Origin of the sequence: Gilvimarinus sp. 2_MG-2023, assembly GCF_030547685.1 — a bacterium.
Lineage (GTDB): Bacteria > Pseudomonadota > Gammaproteobacteria > Pseudomonadales > Cellvibrionaceae > Gilvimarinus.
In genome coordinates this window covers 9614-33160 of record NZ_JAUOQM010000006.1, presented here as the reverse complement: position 1 = coordinate 33160, position 23547 = coordinate 9614, and the positions used below count along the sequence as shown (strand labels likewise).

Annotated in this window: 20 protein-coding genes; 7 read left to right on the top strand and 13 right to left on the bottom strand. The window is 50.4% G+C overall.

Translation table 11 applies throughout. The features are described 5' to 3' along the window. Window positions 1-207: 207 nt before the first annotated feature. From dnaJ to grpE, 3 genes are all read right to left on the bottom strand, one after another. Window positions 208-1347, bottom strand: a complete 1140-nt coding sequence (dnaJ, locus tag Q4526_RS01600) for a molecular chaperone DnaJ (protein ID WP_215974967.1) — start codon at window positions 1345-1347, stop codon at window positions 208-210. 155 nt (window positions 1348-1502) lie between these two features. Then, entirely contained in the window at window positions 1503-3431 is a 1929-nt protein-coding gene (gene dnaK / locus Q4526_RS01595) for a molecular chaperone DnaK (protein WP_215974966.1), read from the bottom strand. Window positions 3432-3622: 191 nt separating this feature from the next. After that, window positions 3623-4186 (bottom strand): nucleotide exchange factor GrpE, encoded by a 564-nt coding sequence (gene grpE, locus Q4526_RS01590; RefSeq protein ID WP_303605054.1) that lies wholly within the window; start codon window positions 4184-4186, stop codon window positions 3623-3625. 151 nt (window positions 4187-4337) lie between these two features. On the opposite strand from grpE, the gene recN reads away from it, so the two are divergent. Continuing rightward, window positions 4338-6014, top strand: a complete 1677-nt coding sequence (gene recN, locus Q4526_RS01585; protein ID WP_215974964.1) for a DNA repair protein RecN — start codon at window positions 4338-4340, stop codon at window positions 6012-6014. A 29-nt stretch (window positions 6015-6043) separates the two neighbouring features. Here recN and fur read toward each other — a convergent pair whose 3' ends face one another. Next, complete coding sequence (fur, locus tag Q4526_RS01580; RefSeq protein WP_215974963.1) at window positions 6044-6454, bottom strand: ferric iron uptake transcriptional regulator; 411 nt, start codon at window positions 6452-6454, stop codon at window positions 6044-6046. A 78-nt stretch (window positions 6455-6532) separates the two neighbouring features. On the opposite strand from fur, the gene Q4526_RS01575 reads away from it, so the two are divergent. Next, a complete protein-coding gene (locus Q4526_RS01575; protein ID WP_303605052.1) occupies window positions 6533-6922 on the top strand; it encodes an outer membrane protein assembly factor BamE in 390 nt (129 codons plus the stop codon). A gap of 14 nt (window positions 6923-6936) precedes the next feature. Here Q4526_RS01575 and Q4526_RS01570 read toward each other — a convergent pair whose 3' ends face one another. The 6 genes from Q4526_RS01570 to Q4526_RS01545 all read right to left on the bottom strand — a co-directional run bounded on the left by Q4526_RS01570 (window position 6937) and on the right by Q4526_RS01545 (window position 15395). Next, entirely contained in the window at window positions 6937-8577 is a 1641-nt protein-coding gene (locus Q4526_RS01570) for a diguanylate cyclase (protein ID WP_215974962.1), read from the bottom strand. Between the two features lie 7 nt (window positions 8578-8584). Further along, window positions 8585-8980, bottom strand: coding sequence for a response regulator (locus Q4526_RS01565; protein ID WP_215974961.1), 396 nt, complete (start codon window positions 8978-8980; stop codon window positions 8585-8587). Window positions 8981-9247: 267 nt separating this feature from the next. Further along, window positions 9248-12559 carry a PAS domain S-box protein gene (locus tag Q4526_RS01560; RefSeq protein ID WP_303609501.1) on the bottom strand — a complete coding sequence of 1104 codons (3312 nt, stop codon included), beginning with the start codon at window positions 12557-12559 and terminating at the stop codon, window positions 9248-9250. A gap of 676 nt (window positions 12560-13235) precedes the next feature. After that, window positions 13236-13568, bottom strand: coding sequence for an RnfH family protein (locus Q4526_RS01555; RefSeq protein ID WP_215974959.1), 333 nt, complete (start codon window positions 13566-13568; stop codon window positions 13236-13238). Between the two features lie 19 nt (window positions 13569-13587). Then, entirely contained in the window at window positions 13588-14022 is a 435-nt protein-coding gene (locus Q4526_RS01550; protein WP_215974958.1) for a type II toxin-antitoxin system RatA family toxin, read from the bottom strand. A 2-nt stretch (window positions 14023-14024) separates the two neighbouring features. Continuing rightward, window positions 14025-15395, bottom strand: coding sequence for a sodium-dependent transporter (locus tag Q4526_RS01545; RefSeq protein WP_215974957.1), 1371 nt, complete (start codon window positions 15393-15395; stop codon window positions 14025-14027). Window positions 15396-15511: 116 nt separating this feature from the next. On the opposite strand from Q4526_RS01545, the gene smpB reads away from it, so the two are divergent. After that, complete coding sequence (smpB, locus tag Q4526_RS01540; protein ID WP_215974956.1) at window positions 15512-15994, top strand: SsrA-binding protein SmpB; 483 nt, start codon at window positions 15512-15514, stop codon at window positions 15992-15994. On the opposite strand, the gene Q4526_RS01535 is transcribed toward smpB, so the two are convergent. After that, window positions 15991-17988 (bottom strand): serine/threonine-protein kinase, encoded by a 1998-nt coding sequence (locus Q4526_RS01535; RefSeq protein WP_215974955.1) that lies wholly within the window; start codon window positions 17986-17988, stop codon window positions 15991-15993. The two genes, smpB and Q4526_RS01535, sit on opposite strands and share 4 nt — an antisense overlap. A gap of 81 nt (window positions 17989-18069) precedes the next feature. On the opposite strand from Q4526_RS01535, the gene Q4526_RS01530 reads away from it, so the two are divergent. Further along, window positions 18070-19419 (top strand): sodium-dependent transporter, encoded by a 1350-nt coding sequence (locus Q4526_RS01530; RefSeq protein WP_215974954.1) that lies wholly within the window; start codon window positions 18070-18072, stop codon window positions 19417-19419. 78 nt (window positions 19420-19497) lie between these two features. Here the strand turns inward: Q4526_RS01530 and Q4526_RS01525 are convergent, their stop codons facing one another. Continuing rightward, window positions 19498-20574: a hypothetical protein gene (locus Q4526_RS01525; RefSeq protein WP_215974953.1), complete on the bottom strand. Its 1077-nt coding sequence runs from the start codon at window positions 20572-20574 to the stop codon at window positions 19498-19500. A 186-nt stretch (window positions 20575-20760) separates the two neighbouring features. Here Q4526_RS01525 and Q4526_RS01520 point away from each other — a divergent pair, with 186 nt between their 5' ends. Continuing rightward, a complete protein-coding gene (locus Q4526_RS01520; RefSeq protein ID WP_215974952.1) occupies window positions 20761-21342 on the top strand; it encodes a DUF4136 domain-containing protein in 582 nt (193 codons plus the stop codon). A 39-nt stretch (window positions 21343-21381) separates the two neighbouring features. Here Q4526_RS01520 and Q4526_RS01515 read toward each other — a convergent pair whose 3' ends face one another. After that, window positions 21382-22569, bottom strand: coding sequence for an MFS transporter (locus tag Q4526_RS01515; protein ID WP_303609500.1), 1188 nt, complete (start codon window positions 22567-22569; stop codon window positions 21382-21384). 183 nt (window positions 22570-22752) lie between these two features. Between Q4526_RS01515 and Q4526_RS01510 the strand changes: the two genes are divergently transcribed. Further along, a complete protein-coding gene (locus Q4526_RS01510; protein ID WP_215974950.1) occupies window positions 22753-22899 on the top strand; it encodes a hypothetical protein in 147 nt (48 codons plus the stop codon). Window positions 22900-23045: 146 nt separating this feature from the next. Continuing rightward, window positions 23046-23528: a glutathione peroxidase gene (locus Q4526_RS01505; RefSeq protein WP_215974949.1), complete on the top strand. Its 483-nt coding sequence runs from the start codon at window positions 23046-23048 to the stop codon at window positions 23526-23528. Window positions 23529-23547 lie beyond the last annotated feature (19 nt).

The window sequence follows — 23547 nt, the reverse complement described above, 5'->3', positions numbered from 1 at the left end:
GAATGCTGAATGCTGAATGCTGAATGCTGAATGCTGAATTATTTTATTGTCGCGCCACTAACATCTGTCAAGCGTTGAGCTTTTTTTGTGTACCGCGTTCTGCATTCTGCGCCCCACCTTCCACCATTTAAAACATCCACAAAAAAGCCCAGCGCTTGAGAAAGCGCCGGGCTTTTTTAGATCAAAATTCACGCCACCAGTGATGCGTTAAATTTTCATGTCGCCGAAGAAGTTCTTCATGCCGTCAAACCAACTTTTTTGACGGGGTGAATTTTTCCCCTCTTTCATGGTGCCGGCGAATTGCTGCAATAATTCTTTTTGCTTGGATGTGAGATTAACCGGTGTTTCTATTACGACCCGGCACATCAAATCGCCCGCTGCCCCACCGCGTACGGGCGCTACACCCTTACCGCGCAAGCGAAACAACTTGCCAGTTTGCGTTTCCGCCGGTACTTTTAATTTCACCCGGCCATCCAGAGTCGGCACTTCTATTTCGCCACCCAGGGTTGCCTGTACAAAATCAATTGGCACTTCGCAATACAGATCGCGACCATCACGGGTAAATATCTCGTGCTCTTTAACATTCATTTGCACATAAAGATCACCCGACGGGCCACCCTCGGCACCGGCTTCGCCCTCGCCGGACAACCGAATCCGGTCACCGGTATCCACTCCAGGGGGGACTTTAACAGAGAGCGTTTTGGTTTCTTCTACCCGGCCCTGACCATGACAGCTACCACAGGGGTCAGAAATAACGGTTCCTCGGCCGTGACAGTTCGGGCAAGCTTGTTGTACTGAGAAAAATCCCTGCTGCATACGTACCTGACCCACACCACCACAAGTGGAACAGGTAACCGGTGAACTGCCGGGCTTGGCACCGGAGCCGTCACAGGTGTCACAGTGAGCGAGCCTAGGTACCTTGATTTGCACCTGAGAGCCGCGCACCGCGTCTTCCAAAGTCAAATCTAAGGTGTAGCGTAAGTCGGAGCCACGAGTGGGTCCACCGCGGCGGCCACGACCACCACCGGCGCCACCAAAAATATCACCAAACACATCGCCAAAAATATCGCTGAAATTACCAAACCCGCCAGCACCGGCACCGCCGCCCATACCACCTTGGCCATCGACACCAGCGTGGCCGAACTGATCGTAGGCGGCGCGCTTTTGTTCGTCAGAGAGTACTTCGTAGGCCTCGCTGGCCTCTTTGAATTTCTCTTCCGATTCTGCGTCTCCAGGATTGCGATCCGGATGATGCTTCATTGCCACACGACGGTAGGCTTTTTTTAGCTCCGGCGCCGAGGCATCTTTGGATACACCCAGAATGTCGTAATAATCGCGTTTTGCCATGTGTTCGAGTTTCCAGCTAGTTTGCAGGCGACATCTCTATAAACTGAGAAGTCGCGGTCTTGTTACACAGCAAATGCGGGCGAAGAAAACCCCGGCCCGCATTTGTGTCAGTTTGAAGTAGCACCCATCAAACCGGTGCCAAAGTCATTAACAGCTTATTTGCTGTCTTCGTCTTTCACTTCTTCAAACTCAGCGTCTACCACGCCGTCGTCCGCTTGTTGCGCCGCGTCATCCGCTGCACCTTGGGCACCGCCTTCTTGAGCTTGTTGCTCGGCATACATTTTCTGCGCCAATGAGCTAGAAGCTTCTGTCAGCTTAGTGGTGGCCGCTTCAATCGCTTCAAGATCGTCAGCTTTGACCGCTTCTTTCGCCTCAGAAATAGCCGCTTCAATCGCCGCCTTCTCTTCGTCGGTAGCTTTATCGCCCGCTTCGGTCACGGTTTTCTCGGTCGCGTGAATCAAACCTTCCAAAGTATTGCGCGAGGTAACCAGCTGTTCGAACTTTTTATCTGCTTCAGCGTTAGCTTCGGCGTCTTGCACCATCTGATCGATCTCGTCGTCCGACAGACCAGAAGAGGCTTTAATCACAATCGATTGCTCTTTGCCGGTAGCCTTGTCTTTGGCGCCTACGTTCAAAATACCGTTGGCATCAATGTCGAAAGTCACTTCAATTTGCGGCATACCGCGTGCAGCCGGTGGAATATCAGCCAAATCAAAACGACCCAGAGACTTATTCTGAGTGGCTTGCTTGCGCTCGCCCTGCACCACGTGAATGGTTACCGCAGTTTGGTTGTCTTCAGCGGTTGAGAACACCTGCGACTTTTTGGTCGGGATGGTGGTGTTTTTCTCAATCAACGGGGTAGCCACACCACCCATGGTTTCAATACCCAGAGTCAATGGGGTAACGTCCAGCAGCAGTACGTCTTTAACGTCACCGGCCAGTACCGCGCCTTGAATGGCAGCGCCCATAGCAACGGCTTCATCTGGGTTAACGTCTTTGCGTGGCTCTTTGCCAAAGAAATCGGTGACGGCTTTTTGCACCATTGGCATACGGGTTTGACCACCCACCAAGATAACATCGCCAATTTCACTAACAGAGACACCGGCGTCTTTAATGGCCATTTTTACCGGCTCCAGCGAACGGGTTACCAGATCTTCTACCAGTGACTCTAGCTTGGCGCGAGTCAGCTTAACCACCAAGTGCTTGGGGCCGGTATTATCAGCGGTAATGTACGGCAAGTTCACTTCGGTCTGCTGGCTGGAAGACAGTTCAATCTTCGCCTTTTCAGCGGCTTCTTTCAGACGCTGCAAAGCCAGTGGATCACTGTGCAGGTCTATGCCCTGCTCTTTTTTGAATTCGTCAGCCAGATAGTTAATCAGTACCAAGTCGAAATCTTCACCACCCAAGAAGGTGTCACCGTTGGTCGACAACACTTCAAACTGGTGCTCGCCGTCAACGTCGGCAATTTCGATAATGGAGATATCGAAGGTACCACCACCCAAGTCATAAACGGCAATGGTGCGGTCGCCTTTTTTCTGGTCCATACCATAAGCCAGTGCTGCCGCAGTTGGCTCGTTGATAATACGCTTAACCTCAAGGCCTGCAATTTTGCCGGCATCTTTGGTGGCTTGGCGCTGCGAGTCGTTAAAGTAAGCCGGTACCGTAATAACGGCTTCAGTCACCGCTTCGCCCAAGTAATCCTCGGCGGTTTTCTTCATTTTCTTCAACACTTCGGCAGAAATTTGCGGTGGCGCTTGCTTGTCGCCCTTCACTTCTACCCACGCATCGCCGTTATCGGCTTCAACGATTTTGTAAGGCACCATTTTGATGTCTTTTTGCACAACATCGTCTTTAAACTTACGGCCAATTAAACGCTTAACCGCGTACATCGTGTTGTCGGGGTTGGTTACCGCCTGGCGCTTGGCGCTCTGGCCCACAAGCGTTTCGCCGTCGTTGGTGAAAGCTACAATCGAGGGGGTCGTGCGATCGCCCTCTGAGTTTTCAATCACTTTGGCTTTATCGCCTTCCAGTACTGCTACACACGAGTTGGTGGTACCCAAGTCGATGCCAATAATCTTACCCATAATTCAGTCTCCTGAAGCTGTTCATTGCGCCGGCCGCTATCGCTCTTTAGAGCAACGACTTTGCCGTCGGCCAAACGCTTTGTGTATTGTGGTTACCGCTAGGCGGCTCATTTAGTCGTTAATGCCTATATGGGCGCACTTACATGCATTTCAAGACCCTGTAGGCAAAAAACCTTACAATTTGTGGTGCTTTAGCCCTTGGCCACCACGACCATGGCGGGCCGAATTAACCGGCCGTGCAGGGTATAACCTTTCTGGAACACCTCCAGCACGGTATTGGGTTCGGCATCGGGGTTATCGATCATCGACATAGCCTGATGCAACTGCGGGTCAAACGGTTCACCCACAGGATTTACCGGCTCAACCTGGTGTTTTATTAAGGTGTCGATAAACGATTTCAAGGTCAGCTCAACACCTTCGACAACGGCTTTAAAGTTTTCGTCTTCGGTATCGATGCTCGCCAACGCGCGCTCCAGGTTGTCCACTACAGGCAGCAAATCGCTTACAATTTTCTCCTGACCAAACTTGTGCGCCTTCTCTACATCGGCCTCGGCGCGACGGCGGGCGTTTTGGGTTTCCGCATGGGCTCGCAGTGTTTGCTCTTTAGCATTGGCCAGCGCCGCGGTTAAATCTTGCAACTGGCTTTGCAAACTGGAGATATCGACATCCACCGCACCATCGGCCTGTTCGGCCTCGGGCTGCTGGGTTTCTACCGCTTCTGGATCTACCTGATCGTTCTGGTCTTGATCTGTCACCGTTATGTGCCTCATTCAGGTTTATTCATTTAACAATTAAGGCGAATGTGGGGCCCTATTACAGGTTTTCAAGGGCTGGCTTGCATTTGGTGGCAGAATCGCCAAGAATACTGTATAAATAAACAGATATTCGTAGCCAACGGAGCCCACAATGCTGACTCACTTGAGCGTGCAGAACTTTACTCTGGTCGAGCAACTCGATTTAGACCTTAAAGCCGGCATGACAGTTATCACCGGCGAGACCGGTGCGGGAAAATCGGTACTGCTGGAAGCTCTGGGGCAAACACTGGGCGACCGGGCCGATGCCACCCGAGTGAGACGCGGCACCCGCAAAGCCGACATCAGCGCCACTTTTGATTTAACCCGCATCGAGCGTGCCCGTCACTGGCTGGTAGAGCACGATCTGGAGCAAGCCGAGGCCCCCAGTGAGTGCTTACTGCGGCGTACGGTCACCGCTGAGGGGCGCTCCAAGGCTTATATAAACGGCCACCCCGCCACTCTCACCCAGTTAAAAACACTGGGCAATATGCTGATGGACATCCACAGCCAGCACGAGCATCAGTCACTGCTGGTCAAAGACAACCACCGCCGTTTGTTGGATGAATACGCGGGCCACACCGGCTTGGCTGGCGAGGTAAAACAAGCGTTTAAACAGTGGCAACAGCAAGCGCAAACGCTCGACTCTTTGCGGGCCAATACTCAAGAGCTCAATGCCCGCCACCAATTAATAGCCTACCAAGTTGAAGAGTTAGACCAACTTAGCCTCAAGGAAGGTGAATTGGCACACCTGGAAAGCGAGCGCCACACCCTCGCCAATGCCGAGGAATTGCTGCAAACGGCGGGGCAAGTCAGTGATTGCTTGGGTAACGAGGAGGTTGGCCTGCAGGTGGGGCTGGGGCGAGCATTGCAGTTGATGGCCAACTTGAAAGATAAGCCGAGCGCACTGCACGAGGCCGAGCAAATGCTGCAAGACGCCCAAATACAAGTGACCGAGGCGCTGAACAGTGTGGACATGTTCTCTGGTGACTTCGCCATGGATCCGGCCCGCATCGCCGAGATTGACGACAGACTAACGGCTATTTACACCATCGCCCGCAAGCACCGAGTTCAGCCGGAGAACCTTCTTGAGCTACACATGGAGCTACAACAAGAGGTGGGCGAGCTGGACGTCAGCGATGAAAAACTACTAGGACTTGAAAGCGAGGTAAACGCGCTCGAGAGCCATTACCGCGCGCTGGCAACATCTCTTAGCCAATCGCGCCAAAAGGCCGGTAAACGGCTCGCTCAGCAAGTAAATCAACACCTCAAACAACTGGCCATGGAACACGCCAAACTCAGCCTAGCCTTTTCTGACCGTAATGATCGACCGGCGGCTCAGGGGCTGGAAGATGTGGAATTTTTGATCAGCACCAACCCGGGCCAACCTGCGGGTAGCTTAGCTAAAGTTGCCTCGGGCGGTGAATTATCGCGCATTAGTTTGGCGGTACAGGTAGTGGCAGCAGAAAATAGCACCTTGGCCAGCTTGGTATTTGATGAAGTCGATGTCGGCATCGGCGGCGCCACAGCGGATACGGTGGGTCAATTGCTGCGCACCTTATCCGAGCGCGGGCAAATTTTCTGTGTTACCCATTTAGCGCAGGTTGCCAGCAAGGGGCACCATCATTTACAGGTCACTAAAACCAGCTCGAATCAATCTGCCGCTACCACTCTGGTGGCACTCGACAGTCATGAAAAAGTAGAAGAATTAGCCAGAATGCTGGGCGGCGCCCAGCTTACCGAGGCCTCCAGAGCGCATGCAGAGCAGATGCTAGCTGCCGGAGAGCACTAACGAGTTTAGCCTCGGATAAGCGGCTTATTTCAGGACTGCTTAGGTTTGACGTACAGAACCAAGGAGTGATCTTCCAGCTCAAAGCCGTGATCTTGGGCAATTTTTTGTTGCAGCTGCTCAATTTCTTCGCTGTGGAACTCAATCACACGGCCTGTGTCCAAGCAGACCATATGATCATGGTGCTCGCCACTGGCGATTTCGAACACGGAATGACCACCATCAAAATTATGACGGATAACCAGGCCTGCGGTCTCAAACTGCGTCAATACGCGGTAAACAGTGGCTAAACCCACGTCATCGCCGGCTTCCATCAGCGCTTTATAAACATCTTCAGCGCTCATATGATGGTTTTCCGAAGACTCCAGCATTTGCAGGATCTTCACTCGGGGCAAGGTAACCTTTAGGCCTGCCTTGCGTAATTCTTGGTTTTCATCGGCCATTTTTTTGTCCAAAGTCTTCTCAGTGTTCAAGGTGATCAGGTATTATCGCCATTCATTTTATTAAGTGGAACCCCTGTAATGAAAATAGTCAAAACACCCCTTATGATTCTTTGCAGCTTAACAATGCTTGCGGGGTGTCAGTATTTTCAATTTCCCGGCGTTCACAAGATCAATGTGCAACAGGGGCATATCATCACACAAGAGATGATAGAGCAACTCGAGCCGGGCATGAGTAAGCGCCAAGTGCGATTTGTGCTGGGCACGCCGCTGATTGCCGATGTCTTTAACGACGACCGCTGGGATTATTACTACAGCCTTAAAAGAGGTGATGGTCGCTTTTATAAGCGCTCACTGACGGTGTACTTCGACGGTGAGACCTTTACTCACTACGACGGCGAAAACTTGCCCGAAGCCACCGAAGAGGCATCTAAAGCGGAAGATCCCGATACCCCGGTTCCATCCAACTAAGACAAATCTTCCAATTATTCAGGCTCACCGGCGGTAACCACACAGTTACGGCCGCTGTGCTTGGCTTGGTAAAGGGCTTTATCGGCACACTCAAGTAGGTTCTCACCGGGGCCGGCCGCAGTCGCAATACCGGCACTAAGTGTGACGTTAAAGTGCTCCCCAGCCACGCTAAACCCTAAGGCGGCAAAACTCTCACGCACCGCTTCTAATAACTTTTGAGCTGATTCAGGCCCACAATCGGGTAACACCGCCACAAACTCCTCACCGCCATAGCGCCCGATACTATCGGTTTTACGCAATCGCTGGCGCAGCAATTGCGATAGCGCTCGGATGACTTTGTCACCTACCGCATGGCCATAGGAGTCGTTGACGGTTTTAAAATGATCGAGATCAATCATCGCCACGCTGACCGGTTTGTTCTGCCGCGCTGCACGCTCTAGCTCTACATTCACTTGCTCTTTAATGCGACCGTGCTTAAGCAAACCGGTTAAACTGTCGCGATCAATGGCATCACTCAGTTGGCGCGAACGCGCCGCGCGCACAGTCACGGCGCTAACCAAACGCAATTCAGAGATGGGCTTGGTCAGAAAATCTTCGCCGCCATGGCGAACCGCATGTGCTTGCGCTTGCTCATCCTGCTCGGAGGATAAATAAGCAATCGCTACCCGTAGCCAGGCCGGGTTAAGCCGAATAATTTGCGCCAACTCATAGCCTCGACACTCGGGCAAATTCAAATCCAACAAAACAACCTCTGGATGAAAACTCTCCATAACGGTTAACACTTGTGTCGGTTGAGTCACAATTTCAACTCTCATACCCGAAGCCTCAAGAACGACTTTATAGTGTCTCGCCAACAGTTCATCATCATCGACTATCATCACACGATAGGGGGCAGCCGCCGATAAACTCAGTTGCGACTCCAGGCAATCTATCACTGTTGCAATATCCAAAGGCTTAACAAAATAGCCGATAGCCCCAGCCCGAACCGCCGATAAATAAGTGTCAAAATCATCATGGCTGGAAATGAAGACCACCGCCAACGGGTCGTCGAGCTGATTTTGCAGACGAGCAATCAGTTGCGGGCCCCGTTCATCTGCATCGGAAAACAGCACATCCGCAATCAAAAAATCAGGGCGCCGACTGAGAATAGCCTGCTCGACTTCATTGAGCTGATCAAAATACTCGACCTGATAGCCAAAACTTTCAAGTGCAAGGGTTAGCTCTTGAGCAACACTGTGGTCATCTTCAATTAGATAGACTAAATTTTTGGTCGTGCCAATATTTTGAACTGTAAATCCTTCTGCTTGTACTGCAGTGGAGCTAGGGACATTTTCTTCACAATCGAGCGCTGTAAGTTGAGCAAGCAACTGCAAACGTGTGTTTGAATCTGGCTCACTGCCATGTATCCAGCCCTGTAGCACCAGTTCTAATTCCCGTGCCTGAGCGCTAAGTTGCGGATAACCAAAACTGCCCGCTGAACCAGCTAATTTATGCAGCTTTCGATATAAACTTTGTAGCTGTTCAGCAGTCGCAGGAGTCTCTAACCTCTGCGCGTCAAGCGCGATAGCTTCCAGCACGCCAGGCAAACTCGCCCGATACTCTTCGCGTAGCTTGGCAAGTTTCTGCAATACCGCTTGTTTTTGATCTGGCCCCACTGCTTCCTCACTTGTACTTTTGACTTTTGGTACGAGACCAAATCGAATTAATCTGCTCAGCTAACATCAATGGGTCAAAGGGTTTAGCAATGACATCCACCGCGCCTATCGACAAATATTCAGCCACCTCAGAGGGTTGTACTTTTGCGGTCATAAAAATGGCCGGCACATCCGCCATATTGGGTCGCTCACGCAGCAAACGCAAGGTCTCTGGGCCATCCATTTCTGGCATCATGACATCGAGCAGTATCAAATCTGGTGTCGTATGCTGCGCATAAGCAACTGCTTCGGAGCCAGAGGCACAGCTAATCAGAGTAAAGCCCCCCACCGTCTCCAAAGCCAACTGGGCAATGGTTCGAATATCGGGCTCATCTTCTACATATAGTATAGTGTTTAACGACATACTTATCTCTCCGAAAAACTTCGACAGAGTTATTGATTATCATCAGCATCAAGATACTTCATTCGCTGAATAATAGAGGTTTGTAACCGTTCATTTAACCACAATCAAGCGGCCAATCACTGACTCACTAACCTGCCAAGCTTAAATAGGTAGAGAATAAACTCAACTTTATGTTTGAGTTTCAACTATTTTGAACTCTAAATCTACAGCGCCTGAACCTTTAAAACCCACCATTGCGGCGCATAGCCCAGCGCCATAAATTATCGGTTATTTTAATTCCCCGGGCAGTGTAAAATAAAATCGCGACCCTTGTTTGGGTGCAGACTCAAAGCCTATTTCACCCCCCATATGGGTCACCAACTCTTTACTGATGGCCAACCCCAACCCGGTGCCGCCTTTACTGCGTGTACTGGAACTATCCACCTGTGAAAACTTTTGAAATATTTGATCATGGAACTTTTCAGCGATACCAATGCCTTGGTCAATCACGCTGACCTCTACAAAGCCAGATTGCCACTGTAAGCTTACGGTTACAGTACTACCTGACGGGGAAAACTTAGCAGCATTGGATAATAGATTGACCATGACCTGCTTCAATCGATTCGCGTCAACAGTTACCAATATCTGGCCCGCATCACCTGTAGCAACTGCTAAATGATCCTCAAGCTCAAAATTCACTTGATATTCTGCGGCGTAGCTCGCGGTCTCTTCAAGTGCACTTTTGATCAATGGCACTATATCAAGTTGAGTCATTACAAACTCCACCTTCCCAGACACCAGCTTTTCCATATCTAGCAAATCATTAACCAAATCAATCAATCGAGCACTATTGGCGTAAGCAATACGAACTAATCGCTCAACCTGCCCCTCCAAACGCCCTAAAGCTCCGCCATCCAACAACCGCAAAGAACCGCTAATAGCCGTTAAAGGTGTTCGTAATTCGTGACTAACAGTTGCAATAAAATCACTCTTCATACGATCTATACGCTGACGCTCGGTAATGTCGCGTAACATAGCAATATAAAACGGCTCTCCATCCTGTTCAATTTCAGACAATGCAATTTCAAGCGGGAACTGTTCGCCATCACGCCGCAAACCAACAAGCGATCGAGATTGGCCCAACACCCGATCGACACGCCCATCTCTACCACGAGCTAAGTATTGATCATGTTCGGCTGCAATTTCTTTGGGCATTAATAAATTTATCGACTGACCAATAATTTCATCAGCTTTCCAACCAAATAGACGCTCAGCTGACTTATTAAACGTATCAATAATACCGTTTTTACGAATAACAATAATTCCATCGGCGGCATTATTAAGAATGGTCTGGGTGCGCTCGGCAAAAGCTCGAAGTCGCTCTTTTTGCTCTTGAACCTCACTGACATCACGCCCCACCCCCAAATAACCATCCACTTTTCCGTGTTCATCGAAAATAGCAGTAACAGTCAAAACAATCGGGAAATGCGACCCATCTTTGCGCACATAGGTCCAGTTGTTTTCCTCGGTTCCACCGTACTTAACTTTTTCAACAAAGACATCAAACCCTGGTTTTACGGAATAACCCAGTTCATCGGATAAAACTTGAGCGCGAGCCACAACTTCTTCACCCAGATGCAAACAGCCCGGGTCACATTTATCAATCAGCTCATCGGCGCGATAACCCAATAATGCCTCTGCCCCTTTATTAAAAGTCTTGATGATGCCATTGTAATCAGTTGCGATAAAAGAAACACTGGCAGCATCCAAGGTGGCTTGCCGCCAACGGTTGGCGTGTTTAAGATTCTCCTCAGCACGCATTTCATCAGTAACCTCCCAAATGTAACCGTGCCAGATAATACTGCCATTCGTCAGTTTTTCAGGGCTGGTCTGACTGCGCACCCAGATAATCCCTCGCTCTGGATGATTATAACGATAGCACTCTCGCCATAAGGTCATACTTCGTGCCGACTCTTCAATGGAAAAGTTCACATGCGCAATATCATCTTTATGTATTCGATTTAAAATTAGATCCGCACTGTGAGCTGCTAGCCCTGGCGTCACACCAAAAATATCGTTTATTCCGCGGCTGGCAAATGGGAAAAATAGCTTACCATCAGCATTCATCTGAAACTGACAGAGACACCCAGGCAGACTATCCGATAACTTGGTAAAGGTATCCGAAAGCTCGATGATTTCACGAGTATGCAGCCAATGCTCTAGAGTACTCCCAACCCATTTCGCTAACAGTCTTACAAAATCACGCTCAGTGTCGCTAAAAGATTTTTGGCGAGCCACAGAGCTTGAGAAATTAATCGTGCCATAGATATTTCCAGCCACCCAAACTGGAGCACCTATATAACATTCAAGCTGGCTATTAATGTAACAAGGATGGGAGCTATAAGCTGAATTTTTAATATGATGTACGGCAAAGACATCGCCTGACTTAAGTGTGTCATGACAATAGCAATCGGGCAGATGATATATCTCGCCATCCTTCAGTGTATTGGGTGGAGAATGTTGTATTTTAACGGTATAACTATTGCCTACTATATGACTAATAATGCCAAAAGGTAATTCTAAATATTCCGCCCCTAGACTCAAAGATTCTCGCAATCGCTCCCATGAATCAGAACCGGTAAGCGTGGCAATTTCATTAAGTCGCCCTAAAGCTTTTTGCTGCTTAAGTGCCAAAGCCTCAACACGCTTATGATCATCGATAAGCGTATAAACACCAAGCATATGGGTGGCAAAACCATCAGGATTTCGTTCGGTAACTTTACCTCGAGTTAAAAACCAGAGGTAATCCCCTTCATGATTTAGGACCCGCTGTTCATCCTCAAACATGCCAGTTTGACCTTTAAGATGTGTCACCAATAAGGCTTTACTCCTACTTCGGTCATCGGGATGAATACGATGCAGCCACTCATCGATTCCATTTTTAGCAATTTTTTCTTTATTGAGCCCCAGCATGCTTATCCAATGATTGGAGAAATCCACTTGACCACTGGCAATATTCCACTCCCAATACCCGCTCTGGCTACTCTCTAAGGCAATTTCTAATCGATTGGTACCACTAACATTATTCTTGCGTAGTTGATCAGTTGAAAAACCGGCTTTAATTAATCGTCGCCAAAATGCGTAGATTATAGAAATAATCAAAATACCCAATAACCATACACACCACCAAAAAATGCGCGTTTCGGTTGGCAAACGATCGACGATAAGAAAATCACTCAATGGTTGAGCTACGATGTAAACCAGACTCGATGCCGGTTCTGTAAGGCCAAACAGTTTAAACTGCATCAGAGCGTACTTTTGCCCGTCACTTGACTGATGAAAAAGCACGGATTCGGAGCTCTGGTGTATTCTATGTTTATTTTTCAGAGCCACTAATGCAGCTGTATGCCCCGCCGACAATTGCTGGCCAGTAGGACTCAGTAATAGCCACCCCGTATTAGAATCAGGTTTGAGTGGGGCTGTCACCTTGCCCAGTACAGGAAGTAAGCTGGCCGCACAACCTTGAGCGCTGCTATCACCTTGCCAAATAAGCACACGATAAAAATTTTGTCCACCTGACAACCAAGGGATTTCTTTCAACTGCGAACAGTTAATAAGTGATTGGCGCAATTCGGGGAAAATAAACCAGGCCTCAGTAGGCACCGATTGCCAGTTCATGGCGGAATCGCTATGAAGTTGAATGGCCTCAGGCCACTGTTGAGCAATAAATTGGTGCTTAGTCTCTGCACTTAGCTCCTGCCACCAAGGCGTGTTCACCAGAGACTCTAGCCATTGCCAATGTTGGGTAAACTCACCTTCAACAACATCCATCCGAGATTGCCATTCACTATATATATCGCTCAACCGAGAATCTATTTCTTGCTTTTGTTGACGACTACTATGCCGCTCTACAACGAACAAAAGCGCAGTGAAAACGAGTGTGAAAAGCAACGGATAGAACCAAGGGGCTTGTTGACGCAAGGGTCGCACCATATCCAGTCCAGCTTTATATTTATTCCATTAAAACAAGGGGCTTTTATACTGCCATACTTGAAAATTTTTCTAGTAGGGCAGAATAATCTCTGCCCCCAGAACGTTTTAACCTACAACGACCACAGCAGCTCTTTTCTCTTACAAAATCTATCTATACCCCGCGTTAAGGGTTACCGATAAGCGGGATACTCGACAAACGCAACCAACACCATAGCCTAGATGCATTGTAAGCCAGCAGTTGTGTACTAAAAATGCTCTTTAGCCGCCCTCTTTTTACTATAGCTTATTTATCGGCTTTATCCTGTGCTTTAGCCTTTTCTGCCCGGCGCCTACGCACCTCTTTTGGGTCTGCCGTTAGGGGGCGGTAAATTTCCACTCGATCGCCATTGTGCAAGATGTGCTCACGGGGTGGCTTAAGCCCTTTTATCCCTAATGCTTGACCAAAAATACCCATTTTTGCCGAATCTAGGTCAATCTCAGGAAATTCACGGCTAATGCCCGAGCGCTCTGCCGCCTGATAGGCCGTCGTGCCAGGCTCCACCAACAACTCAATAATTTTTTGTTTCTGGGGTAACGCAAAGGCCACCTCAACGGTAATTAAATCTAAGTCCGCCATACCACTCTCTCAATGTTAATTAGCTCGCAAACTGTTCGCGCGCCCGCCGACACAAGGCTTTTACCTGTGATTCAACCACTTGCTCGAACATTTTATTGGCGGCAAAGGCCAATAGGGGATTTTTCATACTAAAATCCAGCTTAAAGGTTACCTTACAAGCATCCCCCACAGGTTCAAATCGCCACTCACCATTAAATTCGCGAAACGGCCCATCGACCAGCTTAAGGGTCATTTTATGTGGAGGCTGTAAGCTGTTGCGAGTGACAAAACTCTGAGTTATGCCCCCTACCCCCAAAGACAGCTCTGCCTCTAACCAATCTTCACCACTTTTTAATATTCGGGCTTTTTGACAGCCATCCATATAGTCTGGATAGGCTTCAATATCATTCACTAACTCAAACATTTGCTGACACGAAAACTCTACATTTTGCGTGCGCTCTATACGATGCCCCACTTTTACCCCGCAAACTTATCAACTATACCCAATACAAACACCACCGCGATCAACATGGGTGACACATATTTCAACACTGTAAGCCAGCGAACAAACCAACGCGAAGAATCCAGTGCCAGCTCACGCCGCAACGGACGTTTTTTCATAAACCATCCGACATAGATTGCCGTCGCCAGCGCACCGAGCGGCAAAAGCACTTGCTCGGTGATAAAGGTGCTAAGATCAAAGGGGGTCATTCCCGCTACCAGCGATAGGTCTTGCCAGCGATTAAGAGAAAACACGGTGGTTAAACCCAGCAGCCAAGCGCAAAAAATAATCAGCAAGTTAGCCGCCACCCGATGAAACCGAAACCTCTCCGTTAAATAGGCCACGGCCGGCTCCAGAAGTGAGATGGTCGAACTCCAGGCCGCCAAGGTCACCAGTAAAAAGAAAACCGTACCGAACACCTCCCCTAAGGGCATAGCGCCAAACACAATCGGTAGGCTGACAAACATCAACCCCGGGCCGGCCCCGGGTTCAATACCCGGATTAGCAAAAACAATGGGAAAAATCACCAGTCCCGCCAATAGAGCGATGGCGGTATCCAAAACCCCAACGGTAGCTGCCGTTTTGAGTATGGATTGATTGTGCGGCATATATGAGCCGTAGGCCATAATCGCGCCCATGCTAAGACTTAACGTAAAAAACGCATGCCCCAAGGCTAACGATAGACCTTCTAAGGAGAGTTGATCAAAACGAAATTTAAACAAAAAGTTAAAGCCCGCCGCAAAGTCACCCGCATAGGCAGCATAGCCTAGCAAGACAACCAACAGACAAAACAACAATGGCATTAAGATACGCACCGCAGTTTCCAAGCCGCGAGTAACACCAAACATAATAATCAGCGCCGTCATACATAAAAACGCCGTTTGCCACTGTACCAGTGTACTGATATCACCTTGTAGAGCCGTAAACGTGTTATTCGCCGCGACCCCATCAAAGCCCTCGAACCCACCGCGGGCGGCGGTGGTCACGTACTCCAGCGTCCAGCCAGCGATCACACTGTAATAGGAGAGGATAATAAACCCGGCCAGCACACCGCTCCAGCCAATCAATGACCAAAGTTTGCTACTGTTCGACTCGCGCGCCACTCGCTGCATAGCCAAAATCGGGCTGGCCCGCCCGCGACGGCCCAACATGATCTCGGCGACCAGCACGGGCAGACCAATTAAGCATATGCACAGTAAGTACATCACGACAAACGCACCGCCGCCATTCTCGCCGGTAATATAAGGAAACTTCCAAATATTACCCAGACCTACCGCTGAGCCAGTCGCGGCTAATATAAATGTGCCCCTACGTCCCCAAATTGCGTGTTGCTGAGCTTTTCTCACGCCCTACTCCGGTTGTTAAACTCTGATTTTCATGGTTCATTGTACGCCGATAGCATGGCGTTGGTGAAATCGCTATAATGCACGCGCCCACTCATCGATCAGACATTAGACTTTACATGGCAAAAAAGCAGAAAAGCAAAAGCAGCAGCAACACCATTGCGCTGAATAAGAAATCCCGTCACGACTACCAGCTGCAAGATAAGCTGGAAACCGGGATTGCCCTGCTTGGCTGGGAAGTGAAAAGCGCCCGCGAAGGCAAGGTTCAGCTGACCGATACCTATGTCATTTTCCAAAATGGTGAAGCCTGGCTGGTAGGCGCGCAGTTTACTCCCCTTAAAACAGTCTCTACCCATTTTGTGCCCGAGAATAACCGCTCGCGCAAATTGCTGATGCACAGCCGCGAACTGGAAAAATACCAGCGCGCCGCCGAGCAAAAGGGCTTTACCGTGGTCGCTACGGCCATGTACTGGAAACAGCATTTAATTAAGGTTGAAGTGGCACTGGGTAAAGGTAAACAGCTGCACGATAAGCGCGAGACAGAAAAAGAGCGCGACTGGAGCCGCGAAAAACAGCGTTTATTTCAGCACAATCAACGCTAAGGTGCATCCATAAGACCGGGCAGTGACGCCAAGTGGCCCGAGAATGCGCTATCGACCTGCTGCTGGGCATTAAGATTGGTATAGCTAACCCGCTCACTCCAGCGGCGCAGCGACCGGGTTTGCACCAAATCGTAAAGCACCACTTCAACTTGCGCGGAATAGAGCGTGTCGTACTGGCCATAGTACTCAATGGTTTCCCCCCCCAAAGAAGAGGCCGTCACCAGTACAAGGTAGCGTCCACCACTGGCCAATATCGGCTGTTTTAAACTGTTCAAATCCGGTTGTGGCGCTTGCAGAGCTTGCTGTGCACCTGACACAAATGCCGGGTCGAGGCGCTCAATGGATTCTGCGTTAAGTATCTCATCAATACGCTGAGCCAGGGGCCCCACCAGAGCTGCGTCACCGCGGGTGGCGACCATTGCGGCCTCTGGGTTCACTACAGGTTTGGACTGGGCTTCAATAACGCTGGGGTTATTCACCTGCGGCGCCAAAGCACTCGGTTGCGCGGCACGGGCCAAGGCTAGATCACCTGAATTATCCACCGCCATTGCTCCCACTAGACTCTCGCCATCATCTACCGCACCCATTGTATTGCCGCTAGGCGGGCTCTGGTTTAAGGCAGCTGGGCTTTGATGCATGCTGGCCGCGCTATCACCCATCATTTGTGACTGCCCACCGGCGAGCTGGTTGCTTGGCTCGCCACTCGGTGTGGCGACCTCGCCCTTCTCTGAAAACTCCTCTTTTGCGGGGATAGAGTCTTCCGTGGGCATCGTTCCTTCAGCAGATAAAATGCCCTCAGCGGGCGCTGCCTTGTCTGTCGCCTCAGCGCCCTCAGTAGGGGCTACTACTGCAATCGACTCACTACCAGCTGTTACAACGCCATCGGGAGAATCTGTGTTTTCAACGGCAGTGTTTAGGCCCATATCGGCCACTGCTGGGGCCGTTGTTTGAGGGCCCGCAGGCTCGCTCACCGGCAAGAACTCCAATAAAGGGCCGCGCCATGTGTAAGCCGCCGCACCCGCGCCAACCAAAAATAACAGCAACAACGGCCAGGCCGAGCGGCGCGCTGGGGCCGAGGGCTCAAGCTGAGCACTCGGGGTGGGTTCACCAGCCAAAGGTTGATCGGCCAAAAACCGACTCAAGTCTTCACTCAGCTCGTGGCAAGTTTGGTAGCGGTTGGCTGGGTCTTTCTCGATCATGCGCTGGAGGATGGTTTGTAATCGCAAATCGACACTGGGATTAAGCTCACGAATATCGGGCGCAGGCTTTTCCACCACCTGCAACATCAAGCCCATGGGGCTATCGTGGTCAAAGGGTTTTACCCCGGCCAGCATTTCGAATAAAACCACCCCCAAGCTAAAAATATCGGAGCGTGAATCCACCGTGCGCCCCTGAAACACCTCTGGGCTTACATACCCGGTGGTGCCGACAAACTGGCCCGTTGTGGTCAGCTTGTCGCCAATGTCGCGCGCCAAGGCAATACCAAAATCCGTTAATTTAACGGTATCCGAGGCATCAATCATTAGATTGGAGGGTTTGACATCGCGGTGGATAATGCCCCGGTCATGGGCACAGGCTAAGCCTCTGGCTGCCTGTAATAATAGCTTGGCTGCCTCTTGGGAAGATAAGGTGCCTTTTTCTCGCACCCGGTCGGCCAGCGTCTCCCCTTCTATGCACTCCATAACAAAGTAGGGCAAACCTTCTTGCTCACCGGTGTAGTAAATATGCACGACATTGGGGTGGTTGAGTGCCGCCACGCTTTTTGCTTCGCGCGAGAAACGCCCCACCAGTGACTCATCATCGGCTAAATGCGGAGCCAGCACCTTAATGGCCACATAGCGGTTCAGCGAACTTTCGTAACCGCGATACACCGTGCCCATACCGCCGCGACCCAGCTCAGCCACTACCTCGTAATGACCAAATTTTTGCGTGGCTGGCGCCTTGGCAGGCTCAGGTTGATCACTGATAACGGTTTTGTCTTGATCGCGGTCCACACTAATTCCCTATTGCTGGCGAGCTTCTGACCTTTATACTAGCACCAAAAGGCTTAAACCATCAGACAATACGTGACAACTATGGCGCAATCTCGGGGACAATTTTCCAGCAAAATCGGCTTTCTACTAGCGGCGGCCGGCTCTGCGGTGGGGCTGGGCAATATTTGGGGCTTTCCTACTCAAGCTGCCAGCAATGGCGGGGCGGCCTTCTTAGTGGTTTATCTTATCCTGGCGTTTTTATTGGCCTACCCGGCACTCATGGCCGAGCTGACTATTGGCCGGTACAGTAAGGCGAATGTCGTGACTGCGCTGGCCAATCTGAACCCGCGCGCACCTTTCTCCCAACTCGGCTGGCTGGTGGGCTTTGCCGCTGTGGCTGTCGCGGTTATTATTTTAAGTTTTTACGCACTGGTGGCAGGCTGGATGCTCGCGGAGTTTTTCGCCCCGCTTGCGGCTAAGCTCGCCAACCAAGAAGCCAGCCTGTGGTTTAAAACCGGCCACTTTCAACGCGACGCACTGATGTGTGCAGGCATGTCGACACTGACGGTTCTGATCATTGCTCGCGGTGTTGAAAACGGCATTGAAGCGTGGTCGACGCGGTTAATGCCGCTACTGTTTTTGATTTTGATTGGCCTGATCGGCTATGTCCTTATGCAGCCGGGGGCAAGCGACGGCCTTAAGGCATACCTGATTCCCGATATCGGGCGCCTATTGGACCCAGCGCTGATACTCAGCGCCATGGGGCAAGCTTTTTTCTCGCTCTCGCTGGGCGTTGGCACCATGCTAATTTACGGCTCCTACCTGCGCGACACCGACAATTTGCCGCGCATGGGGGCATCGGTCACTTTGTTGGATACAGGCTTTGCGTTTACCGCCGGCTTGTTGATTATCCCGGCGATTTACGTCGCCCAAGCCCAAGGAGTGGCGGTATATTCAGACAGCGGTGAGCTGATTGCCGGCCCCGGTTTGATTTTTCAGGTACTACCCGCACTGTTCGCCCATATGGGCGGTGCCGGTGACTGGATGGCCATCGCGTTTTTCGCCCTAATGAGCATCGCCGCCCTCACCTCCGCTATTTCCTTGCTGGAAGTTCCGGTATCGATATGTGTTGAGCGCTGGCAGCTCAGCCGCACCAAAGCCGCCTGGTTGTCCGGTGGTGTTATTTTTAGTTTGAGCGTGCTAATTATCTGGCAGTTTGATGCCCTCTTCTCGCTGGCAATTACCGCCAGCACCGTTTACGGCCAACCGCTACTGGGTGTGACTCTTTGCCTATTTGCCGGTTGGGTACTGTCACGCAAAAAACTACTGAGCGAACTTGCCAAAGGCCACCCAGAAATAGAGTCCAGCCTGTTTTGGAAAATATGGCCGACCTACGTTCGGTTTGTGTGCCCAGCGTTGATTATTCTGACTTTTGTGCAAAGTTTGCGCTAAATAAACGGCGCCGATTTTTATCAATCGGCGCCGCCATATTGCACACTGCAAATTGAGCAAATGACATCAACGCTAGCGTTAAAACGCGTAGGTCAAACTAACATTTACCCCATCGTCTAAGCCAAGCTGATAACCGTTGTAATCCTCATCAACACGCGTCACCCACTCAGCACCCAAGCGCAAGCCTTGAAAGTTGCCGCCGGTCACCACGGTATTCACGCCTATGCCTGCGTCGATATACTCACCGCCGTAGTTAGCCTGAATGTCACTGGGGCTGCTGTGGTTGTGCGCGCCGTTGTAATGGCCGCTAATCGCATCTTGGTCAGACCACTCCAGGCGCGCCGAAACACTCATCCAGTCCAGCACACGCACTGCCCCCCAAGCTGTAGCCGCGGTTTTATCGCCAAAGGCAAAGCCGGAGTCGTTTTCATCTTCCAGGCGAATTTCCGCATTTAGCTGCGCGCCCCAGCTAACAATGCCGCTGTAACCGGTGTAAGTAATCGACGGTAAGGCATCATAGGTGCCGCTGCCCAGTTGCATGCCATAGTGCACAAAAGTGCCGTCGGCATTTTTTTCATCCACACTGCCGGTGGGTAAACTAATTCCCAGAGTGGTAATCAGCTGATGGTTAGAACCAGGTGTCCAGTTGTACAGTGCACTAACAACCGTATCACCCCAGCCGGATGTGCCGTGGCTATGGGTGTGCATATCCATATCGTGGGCCATATCATCCATTGCATCCATGGCCGACATTGAATCCATAGCGCCGTGATCATGCCCCGCGGCCCCGGTCGCGGCCATATCCATATCCATGCTCATATACATGGGCATCAGCATTAAGGTGAGGTTATCGGTAGGTGCGTACATAATGTCCAGCATCACCATATCCATAGTCATGCCGGTCGGCATCATACTGTAGCCTTCCATCGCCAGCTCGTGAGCGCCTACCTCTTGATCACCCGTAAATACGCCACTGTAACTGGAATGCAGGTAGCGGTAACCGGTCATTACCTCACCTTTTGCATGGGTGTGGTCTGCCATAACCCCTGCAGGGGCATGTGACTCGGGAACCGGTGCACCCTCATGTGCCACAACCGCCGCTGTTGGGGCCAAAAACGCCACCGCCAGACCCAACCTGCTCAATTTATGTTCCATTTTTACTCCCGTACCGTAATGACAATATTGATAGTGCCGTATTCTACCTATAACCTGTCAGGTGAAGATGTGACAGATTGTCGCATACCGCGCACCCGATTAGACTATGCATAAGGAACCTTTCAGGTAGAATCTAAGTCGAATATTAGGTTGTAAACAATAAACCCAACAGGTGTTTTCACACAGATGAACAAATTATTCAAAACAGCGGCCATCTTGGTGTTGATCGGACTGACCGGCTGCGCCGCCACAGGCCCCGATATTCGTACCGATTTCGATCAAAGTGTCGACTTTCAGCAATACCAAACCTTCGGCTTTATCGACCCTCTCGGCACCGATAAAAGCGGCTATTCGACCTTAGTTACCGCCTACTTTAAAGAAGCCGCAACGCAAGAGATGCAAGCTCTGGGCTATCGCTACTCAGAGGCGTCACCCGATTTGCTGGTTAACTTCTTTATGAATACCGAAAACCGCACCGAGGTCCGCTCTGGCCCCAAATTAAGTGCCACCTACAATTATTACTACTATCGCTCGGGCTTATATTTGGGCTTCCCGCTCTACGATCGAGAGCCCGATACACGCGACTATAAAGTCGGCACATTAAATATAGATGTCGTCGACGCTAGCGAAGAGCGTCTAATTTGGGAAGGCATCGCCGAAGGTAAAATGAGTCAAGAGGCGCTCAACAGCCCACGCGAGTCCATTCAAGGCGCGGTACAGCAAATATTCCAACACTACCCCACCGCTCCGCGTCCTGAGAATAACTAGCCCACTCAATGGCACGGCCTGCCAACCAGCAGGCCGTCATTACAAGGGGTCTCGCCGAAAGAACATCCAGAGTGCTAGCATCAACAGCACACCTACTGGCAGCAGTGATAGCCACACTTGGGTAGACCAACCATACTGCACCAACACCCAACCGGCCGATAAAGAAGCCAGAGCCTGCAGCGAGAAAACACTAAAATCATTCACCGCCTGAACCTTAAAACGCTCAGCGTTGCTATGGGATTTTGACAACAAAGTCGTACCGGCCAAAAACAGAAAATTCCAACCAATACCAAGCAAAACCAACGCCCACCAATAATGTATAAGAGCCTGCCCACTAAGAGCGACAATCAACACCCCAATATAAAGTGCGCAACCGGCCAACATTAACCTCAGCACCCCAAACTTTTGCAACAAAAAACCGGAAAATAACGACGGCAGAAACATGGCCAACAAATGGCTTTGAATCACCCATTTGGCATCCAACAAACTGTGGCCGTGATGACTATGCATACTGATCGGGGTCGAGGTCATTAAAAAACTCATCACCGCATAACCAATGGCCGCCGAAGCCAAGGCGATAATAAACACCGGCTGGCGAATCACCTGCCCTAGTGGTCGGCCACCATCTGGTTCGTCAGTCTTTTGCAACAGTGGATTATGAAACCCGTTAAAAACCAAGGCGGCCAGCCCCACAATAATAAGCAGCAAAATAAACGAGCCACTGTACTGAGCAAAGCCTGGCCAATACCGCCCCCAAGCCCCAAGTTCAGGGCCAATTAGAGCCGAAACAATGCCGCTAAGCATAATCACCGAAACCGCCGGCCCCGCATCAGCAGGATTGCTTAAACTTTCAATAGCCGCAAACCGAAATTGCTGAAAAAATGCCATGGCGCCGCCAATCAATACGGCTCCCAGCAACAAGCAAGTAAAACTATTTAGCTCCGTTGCCAATAGCCCACTCAATGCTCCGCCCCCAACACAAGCAATACCGGTAAAGCCGGCAAAACGACGACCTTTGGCACGCACCAGTAACGCCGCCGGTATAGTCACTATGGCGGTGCCGATAACAGCACACGCCAAAGGCAAAGTTGCCAGTGCCGGATTAGAGGCCAGCTCACTCCCCAATAACCCACTTATCAATACCATGAGCGGTATCGCAGTCATCACCAACGATAACGTGGTCGCTAAAACCCAAAGATTCCTTGGCAAACGCTGTAGTGTATTCATCAATTGTCCTTGCCCTTCGGTTTGCCCGCTTAGAGGGCGTCAATACGCGAGCTAACGTAACCCAATGCGAGTGTTTTTGCACTTTTTAAAACGTGTCCCTACTACCGTTTCACAACGATAAAATCATCTTTAACGGAAATCAGTAAAACCAGTACCGAGACACGGACCGGTATCGGCAATGATATGCGCAGACTTAACGGTTTCACGGGTGGAAAAAACTGCCATTTACCCGCAGACCCTGTTTATATTATGGAGCGCGGCAAGGTCGGGGCAATCGGCACTCTCGCCGATCTGAACGAAGACTTAGTGCAAAAATATCTGAGTGCATAGCTGGCAACAGATACTCCGGTAGGTTTCTGTTGCCGCTTACCCCCTTGTGCTTGTACAACAGTTTAGCCACCCGCCGACTAAAGCGAATTCCTTTACCTTATATCGAAGAGATAGGTATGATACGGCCCACACAAGGGAGACGCAGCATGGCCAAAATCCACAAGTTTTCAATCGATAGCCTCGATGGCGACACCATCGACTTTGCCAGTTTTGAGGGCAAAGTTTTGCTCTTGGTCAACACTGCCAGTAAGTGCGGCTTAACGCCTCAATACGAAGGCCTGCAAGCGCTGCATACACAGTACGCAGAACAGGGGCTGGTAATTATTGGTTTCCCGTGTAATCAGTTTGGCGAGCAAGAGCCGGGCGACGCCACGCAAATTCAAAACGGCTGCCTGCTCAACTACGGCGTTGATTTTTTAATGACCGAAAAAATCGACGTTAACGGTGCCAAGGCCCACCCCATTTTTCAGTACTTAAAAGAAGAGTGCCCAGGGTTGGGCGGCAATGATATCAAGTGGAACTTCACCAAATTTTTGATCGCCCGCGATGGTACTCCCCAACGCAGATTCGCCCCCATCACCAAACCGAAAAAATTAGAGGGGAAAATCAAACGCCTGCTAGCGAACTAGCGTTCTGCGTTCTGCGTTC

Coding starts and splice junctions, on each gene's coding strand:
- dnaK (WP_215974966.1), bottom strand. CDS start 3,431: ATGGGTAAGATTATTGGCATCGACTTGGGTACCACCAACTCGTGTGTA.
- recN (WP_215974964.1), top strand. CDS start 4,338: ATGCTGACTCACTTGAGCGTGCAGAACTTTACTCTGGTCGAGCAACTC.
- smpB (WP_215974956.1), top strand. CDS start 15,512: ATGGCAAAAAAGCAGAAAAGCAAAAGCAGCAGCAACACCATTGCGCTG.
- Q4526_RS01520 (WP_215974952.1), top strand. CDS start 20,761: ATGAACAAATTATTCAAAACAGCGGCCATCTTGGTGTTGATCGGACTG.
- Q4526_RS01530 (WP_215974954.1), top strand. CDS start 18,070: ATGGCGCAATCTCGGGGACAATTTTCCAGCAAAATCGGCTTTCTACTA.
- fur (WP_215974963.1), bottom strand. CDS start 6,454: ATGGCCGATGAAAACCAAGAATTACGCAAGGCAGGCCTAAAGGTTACC.
- Q4526_RS01505 (WP_215974949.1), top strand. CDS start 23,046: ATGGCCAAAATCCACAAGTTTTCAATCGATAGCCTCGATGGCGACACC.
- Q4526_RS01575 (WP_303605052.1), top strand. CDS start 6,533: ATGAAAATAGTCAAAACACCCCTTATGATTCTTTGCAGCTTAACAATG.
- Q4526_RS01515 (WP_303609500.1), bottom strand. CDS start 22,569: ATGAATACACTACAGCGTTTGCCAAGGAATCTTTGGGTTTTAGCGACC.
- Q4526_RS01555 (WP_215974959.1), bottom strand. CDS start 13,568: ATGGCGGACTTAGATTTAATTACCGTTGAGGTGGCCTTTGCGTTACCC.
- Q4526_RS01525 (WP_215974953.1), bottom strand. CDS start 20,574: ATGGAACATAAATTGAGCAGGTTGGGTCTGGCGGTGGCGTTTTTGGCC.
- Q4526_RS01510 (WP_215974950.1), top strand. CDS start 22,753: ATGCGCAGACTTAACGGTTTCACGGGTGGAAAAAACTGCCATTTACCC.
- dnaJ (WP_215974967.1), bottom strand. CDS start 1,347: ATGGCAAAACGCGATTATTACGACATTCTGGGTGTATCCAAAGATGCC.
- Q4526_RS01565 (WP_215974961.1), bottom strand. CDS start 8,980: ATGTCGTTAAACACTATACTATATGTAGAAGATGAGCCCGATATTCGA.